The sequence below is a fragment of the Mesorhizobium sp. genome (assembly GCF_017306585.1).
GTDB lineage: Bacteria > Pseudomonadota > Alphaproteobacteria > Rhizobiales > Rhizobiaceae > Mesorhizobium.
Window position 1 is genome coordinate 1 of record NZ_JAFKIC010000091.1, and the last position, 5,482, is coordinate 5,482.

Consider the following 5,482-nt stretch of genomic DNA (forward strand, 5'->3'; position numbering starts at 1 on the left):
GGAAGCATGGTGGCGACGCCGAGCCCATGCGGGGTGTGGGTCAGCGCGCCGACAGGGTACTGTACGGCATGGGCTGCGGCGGTTCCGGCGGTGCCGAAAGCGCAGCCGGCGGCGAGCGCGCCCATCATGACGTCGGCGCGGGCCGTGTCGTTCGAGCCGTCGCGGCATGCCGTCTCCAGGCTGCGGCCCAGGAGCTTGATCGCCAGAAGCGCGAAATGATCCGTCAACGCGCTCTTGCCGATGAAAACGTGCTTCTGCGGCAGGTCTGCATCGGTACCGCGTCTCGAAGCGGTGAAGGCTTCTATGGCGTGGGTTAACGCGTCCGCGCCGGCGATGGCGGTCAGTGATGGCGGGCACGTCGCTGTCAGGTCGGGATCGCAGAGCGCCACCGCGGCGATCAGGTGGGGGCTCGATATACCGACTTTGAGGGTGCGGTCCGGATCGGAAATCACGGCGACGGGGGTGACTTCGGAACCCGTTCCGGCGGTCGTCGGCACAGCGATGACGGGGAGGGTGGGGCCAGGGACCTTGAACTCACCATAATAGTCCTGGAGCTGGCCGCCGTGGCTGAGCAGCAGCGCGGCGCATTTGGCCATGTCGAGGCAACTGCCGCCGCCGATGCCGATGACCATGTCCGGCCCGAAGGCCTTCGCCCCGGCGATGCAGACCGCCACGCTGTCGCGCGGCACATCGGGCAAGGTCCCGTCATAAACCAGGGTCTCGACCGAGGCGGCTTTCAAGCCGGCGACGATCTCGACGAATTCAGGCGTCTTCGACAGCCGCTCGTCCGTACAGATGAAGGCGCGGTTGCCATGGCGTCTCGCGACGGCCGGTAGTGCATGGCGCTGTCCTTTGCCGAACAGGATTTCGCGCGGAAGGCGCGCGGCTGCGAATAAGGTCATGGGGCGGTAGTCCTTTGGACGGAAAGGGGTTGGGCACGAAAAGAGTCCGGCTGGTGAGCTCGGTTATGCGCTTCGGGCCATTCGGCTATCCTCTATAAAATCGTATAGGATATAGTATTGAATTGACCAGAGCATCGTGTTAGGGCTTGCTCCTGTCAAGAGGTGAACATGGAAAATCCGGACCAGACGGTTGATACCGAAGCTCGCTCCAGCGGCCGTATCCAGCGCGCCAACAGCCTGGCCGGTGACGTCTATGAAGCTATCTTCGCGCAGTTGATGTCACTGAAGATCCCGCCGGGTTCACGGATCACGGTGGACAATCTGGTGCGCGAATTCGACGTGTCGCACACGCCGATCCGCGAGGCCCTTGGTCGGCTGGAAGGCGAGGGGCTCGTGATCAAGACCCATCTGATCGGCTTCCGCGCCGCGCCGCAGATCACGCGTCGCCGGTTCGACGAGCTTTACGAACTGCGCCTGCTGCTCGAGCCCGCCGCCGCGGCCAAGGCGACAGCGACGCTGGACACGGAACGCCTCGCGATCCTGCAGGAGGCGGCCGGCGTCATGGCGAGGCGGGTCGGCAAGGATGAGCGCCTGCGCTATTCCAATTTTGCCAGGCAGGACGCGATCTTCCACGACAAGATCATGGAGTTCGCGCAGAACGAACTGATCCGGGAAACGCTGAACCATCAGCACACGCATTTTCACATCTTTCGCCTGATGTACCATTCGCGCGTCACCGAGGAGGCGCTCGACGAACACGAGGCGATCCTCGCGGCCTTCACCGCCGGCGATGCGGATGCGGCCGCGAAAGCCATGCAGGTCCACATCGAGAATTCGCGGGACAGGCTCCTGCCCGCTTTCGAGTAATCCTTCCAATGTCCATTGCCGCTCGTCTCGACAGAGATATTGTTGCCGTGCCGACAGCCGATAGGCCGACCGCCCCGGCAGTGCTTCGCGCCGCCGGCCTGTCCAAGCAATTCGGTGGCGTGACGGTCCTTGCGGATGTCACGCTTGATATCCTGCCCGGCGAGATTCACGCGATCATCGGGGAGAATGGCGCGGGCAAGTCGACTTTCATGCGGCTTCTCTCCGGCTACATCGAACCGACCGAAGGCACGTTGTCGATCGACGGGCACGACGTGCGCTTCGCCAAGCCTGACCATGCCCAGGCCGCCGGCATTGCGCTCGTGCACCAGGAGATTCTCCTCGCCGACGCGCTGACCGTCACCGACAACCTTTTTCTTGGTCGCGAACTCACCAGGAGCGGCATTGTCGACGACGCGCGCATGCGCAAGCTGGCCGCCGCCAAACTCGCCGAACTGGGTTGTGAGATATCGCCGACGGCGCTGGTGCGCGACATCCCGCTCGCCGACCGGCAACTGGTGCAGATCGCCCGGGCATTGCTCGACGATCATCGCGTGGTCATCTTCGACGAGCCGACCGCGGTGCTGACCGGCGGCGAGGTCGAGCGCCTGCTTGCCATCATCTTCGACCTCAAGGCGCGCGGTGTCGCCGTGCTCTATATCAGCCACCGTCTCGACGAAGTGCAGCGGCTGGCGGACAAGGTCACCGTGCTGCGCGACGGCAAGATGGTCGGCACCTATCCCGGCCACACGCTGACCCAGATAGACATGGCGCGGCTCATGGTCGGCCGCGAGCTTGCCGCGCTCTATCCGCCCAAGCGCGCGGGAAAGGCCGGTGCGCCGATGCTCACCGTCCGCAACGCCACCGTGCCCGGCTTTGCGCAGGACATATCCTTCACTGTGCGCAGGGGCGAGATCCTCGGTTTCGCCGGCATGATCGGCGCCGGACGAACCGAGCTTTTCGAAGGCATTCTGGGTCTGCGGCCGGCAACGGCGGCGGTGGAACTGAACGGCGCTTCGATCCGCATTCGCTCGCAACGCGAAGCGCTGGACGCCGGCATCGGCTATCTGACCGAAGACCGCAAGGGCAAGGGGCTGCTGCTGCAGGAACGGCTCGGGCCGAACCTGACGCTGTCGGCGCTCTCAAGGTTCCATCGTGGCCTTGTGATGAAAAATTCTCGTGAGACCGAGGCGCTGGCGAAGGCGGTGGCCGACTACGACATCCGGGTGAAAAGCCTCGCCGCCAGCGCCGGTCAGCTGTCCGGCGGCAATCAGCAGAAGCTGCTTCTCGCCAAGGTGCTGCTCACCGACCCGTCCGTTGTCATCATCGACGAGCCGACGCGCGGTATCGACATCGCCAACAAGGCGCAGATCTACCTGTTCATCCAGGACCTCGTGGCGCAGGGGAAGGCCTGCGTCGTCATCTCCTCGGAGATGCAGGAACTGGTCGGACTTTGCGACCGCATCATCGTCATGCGCGAGGGCAGGATCAGCGGCGAGGTCTCCGGCGAGGAGATGACCGAGAGCAATATCGCGCTGCTTGCCACGAGCGAACGGGCGCAACTCGCCCATGGAGGATCACAGTGACAGCGCTTAGCCAATCCGTGCCGGCGTCAGGCGCCCGGCAATATCGGTTCTCGTGGGCCGATGCCGGTCCGTTCCTGGCGCTCGCGGCGCTGCTCGCGCTCGGATTCCTGGTCAACCCGGACTTCCTGTCGGAAACCAACCTCGCCAACGTGATCACACGCAGCGCCTATGTCGCCATCATCGCGGTCGGCGCCACCTTCGTGATCTCGTCGGGCGGCCTGGATCTGTCGGTGGGCTCGATGGTGGCATTCATCGCCGGCATCACCATCATGTTCATGAACATGATGGCTCCGAGCCTCGGCGTCTGGGCCATCCCGGCTGGCATGGCGATCGCGGTGGTGACCGGACTGCTTTGCGGCCTGGCCAACGGCCTTGTGGTCACGGTCGGCAGGATCGAGCCGTTCATCGCCACCCTCGGCACGATGGGGATTTTCCGGGCGCTCATCACCTATATGACCAATGGCGGCACGATCCCGATCGACCGGTCGCTGCGTGAGGCTTATCGGCCAGTCTATTTCGGCACGCTCGCCGGGATCCCGATCCCGATCCTGATCTCGGCGGCCGTCGCCGCGCTCGGCGCCTTCGTGCTCTACAAGACCAAGTATGGCCGCAAATGCGCAGCGGTCGGCGCCAACGAGGACGTGGCGCGCTACTCCGGCATTTCGGTCGTCAGCACGCGCACCATCGCCTATGTCATCCAGGGCGCTTGCGTGGCGATCGCCGCCATCTGCTACGTGCCGCGGCTCGGCGCCGCAACCCCGACCACCGGCCAGCTCTGGGAACTGCAGGTCATCACCGCCGTGGTGATCGGCGGGACAGCGCTGCGCGGTGGCAAGGGCCGCATCTGGGGCACGATTGCCGGCGCGGTGATCCTCGAGCTGATCGCCAATTTGATGGTGCTGTCGGACTTCGTCTCCGAATACCTCGTGGCGGCGGTCCAGGGCGTCATCATCATCATCGCCATGCTCGTGCAGCGATTTTCCAAATAGCCCCGCCTTTCTGGGACCGGGCGGGAACCTGTGTTGATCGGTCCACATCTCTGGGAGGTTACTATGTTGAGTAGAAAATGGGTTGCGGCCGTGGCCGTGGGCGCCTTGATGGTCGCCGGCCAGGCGTTGGCGGCCGACAAGAAGGTGGTCGCCGTGTCGATACCGGCGGCCGACCACGGCTGGACCGCGGGCGTGGTCTATCACGCGCAGGCCGCGGCCAAGGAAATCAACGCCGCGTTCCCTGACGTCGAGGTCGTGGTCAAGACCTCGCCGTCGGCAGCCGACCAGGTCAGCGCGCTGGAAGACCTTTCCGCCAGCCGCAAGCTCGATGCCCTGGTGATCCTGCCCTACACCTCCGAGGAACTGACCCAGCCGGTCAAGGCCATCAAAGACATGGGAACGTTCATCACGGTCGTCGACCGCGGCCTGACCGACGCCTCGATCCAGGACCTCTATCTTGCCGGCGACAACATCGCGGTCGGCGCCAACACGGCCAAGTTCATGATCGACAAGCTCGGCGGCAAGGGCGACATCGTCGTGCTGCGCGGCATCCCGACGGTCATCGACGACGAGCGCATCAAAGGTTTCCAGGACACGATCAAGGGCACCGGCATCAAGGTGCTCGACATCCAGTACGCCCATTGGAACAGCGACGAGGCGTTCAAGCTGATGCAGGATTACCTCGCCAAGTATCCGCACATCGACGCGGTCTGGGCCAATGACGACGACATGCTGCTCGGCGTGTTGGAGGCGGTCAAGCAGTCCGGTCGGACCGACATCAAATTGGCGCTTGGGGGCAACGGCATGAAGGACATCGTCAAGAAGGTTATCGACGGCGATGCCGTGACGCCGGTCGAGACGCCTTACCCGCCGGCAATGATCAAGACCGCCATCTACATGACGGTTGCCAATCTGATCGGCCAGGCGCCGGTCCGCGGTCACGTCAAGCTCGACGCACCGCTGATCACCCAGGCCAATGCCAAGGAATACTACTTCCCCGATTCTCCGTTCTGAAAACCGCCATCGCAATCCCCGGCGAGGCGCGTTCACGCCTCGCCATCTCAATCGAAAGGGACAAGTCATGCCAGCCAAGAAAATCCTGATGCTGACCGGTGAATTCACCGAGGAATACGAAATCTTC

Annotated in this window: 5 protein-coding genes; 4 read left to right on the top strand and 1 reads right to left on the bottom strand. The window is 63.9% G+C overall.

Features of this window, described 5'->3' with window-relative positions:
• Positions 1 to 902: iron-containing alcohol dehydrogenase (locus J0I79_RS03195; protein ID WP_292855280.1), on the bottom strand; the 902-nt coding region annotated here is incomplete at its 3' end.
• A gap of 168 nt (positions 903 to 1,070) precedes the next feature.
• Here J0I79_RS03195 and J0I79_RS03200 point away from each other — a divergent pair.
• The 4 genes from J0I79_RS03200 (at position 1,071) to J0I79_RS03215 (ending at position 5,355) form a co-directional block, all read left to right on the top strand.
• Positions 1,071 to 1,769 carry a GntR family transcriptional regulator gene (locus tag J0I79_RS03200; protein ID WP_292855281.1) on the top strand — a complete coding sequence of 233 codons (699 nt, stop codon included), beginning with the start codon at positions 1,071 to 1,073 and terminating at the stop codon, positions 1,767 to 1,769.
• Positions 1,770 to 1,777: 8 nt separating this feature from the next.
• Positions 1,778 to 3,352 carry a sugar ABC transporter ATP-binding protein gene (locus J0I79_RS03205; protein ID WP_292855282.1) on the top strand — a complete coding sequence of 525 codons (1,575 nt, stop codon included), beginning with the start codon at positions 1,778 to 1,780 and terminating at the stop codon, positions 3,350 to 3,352.
• Positions 3,353 to 3,369: 17 nt separating this feature from the next.
• Entirely contained in the window at positions 3,370 to 4,341 is a 972-nt protein-coding gene (locus tag J0I79_RS03210; RefSeq protein ID WP_292855284.1) for an ABC transporter permease, read from the top strand.
• Positions 4,342 to 4,404: 63 nt separating this feature from the next.
• Positions 4,405 to 5,355, top strand: a complete 951-nt coding sequence (locus tag J0I79_RS03215) for a substrate-binding domain-containing protein (RefSeq protein WP_292855283.1) — start codon at positions 4,405 to 4,407, stop codon at positions 5,353 to 5,355.
• Positions 5,356 to 5,482 lie beyond the last annotated feature (127 nt).

Excerpts from the sequence above, each read along its gene's own strand:
- J0I79_RS03200 (WP_292855281.1), top strand. The coding sequence starts at position 1,071 with ATGGAAAATCCGGACCAGACGGTTGATACCGAAGCTCGCTCCAGCGGC.
- J0I79_RS03205 (WP_292855282.1), top strand. The coding sequence starts at position 1,778 with ATGTCCATTGCCGCTCGTCTCGACAGAGATATTGTTGCCGTGCCGACA.
- J0I79_RS03215 (WP_292855283.1), top strand. The coding sequence starts at position 4,405 with ATGTTGAGTAGAAAATGGGTTGCGGCCGTGGCCGTGGGCGCCTTGATG.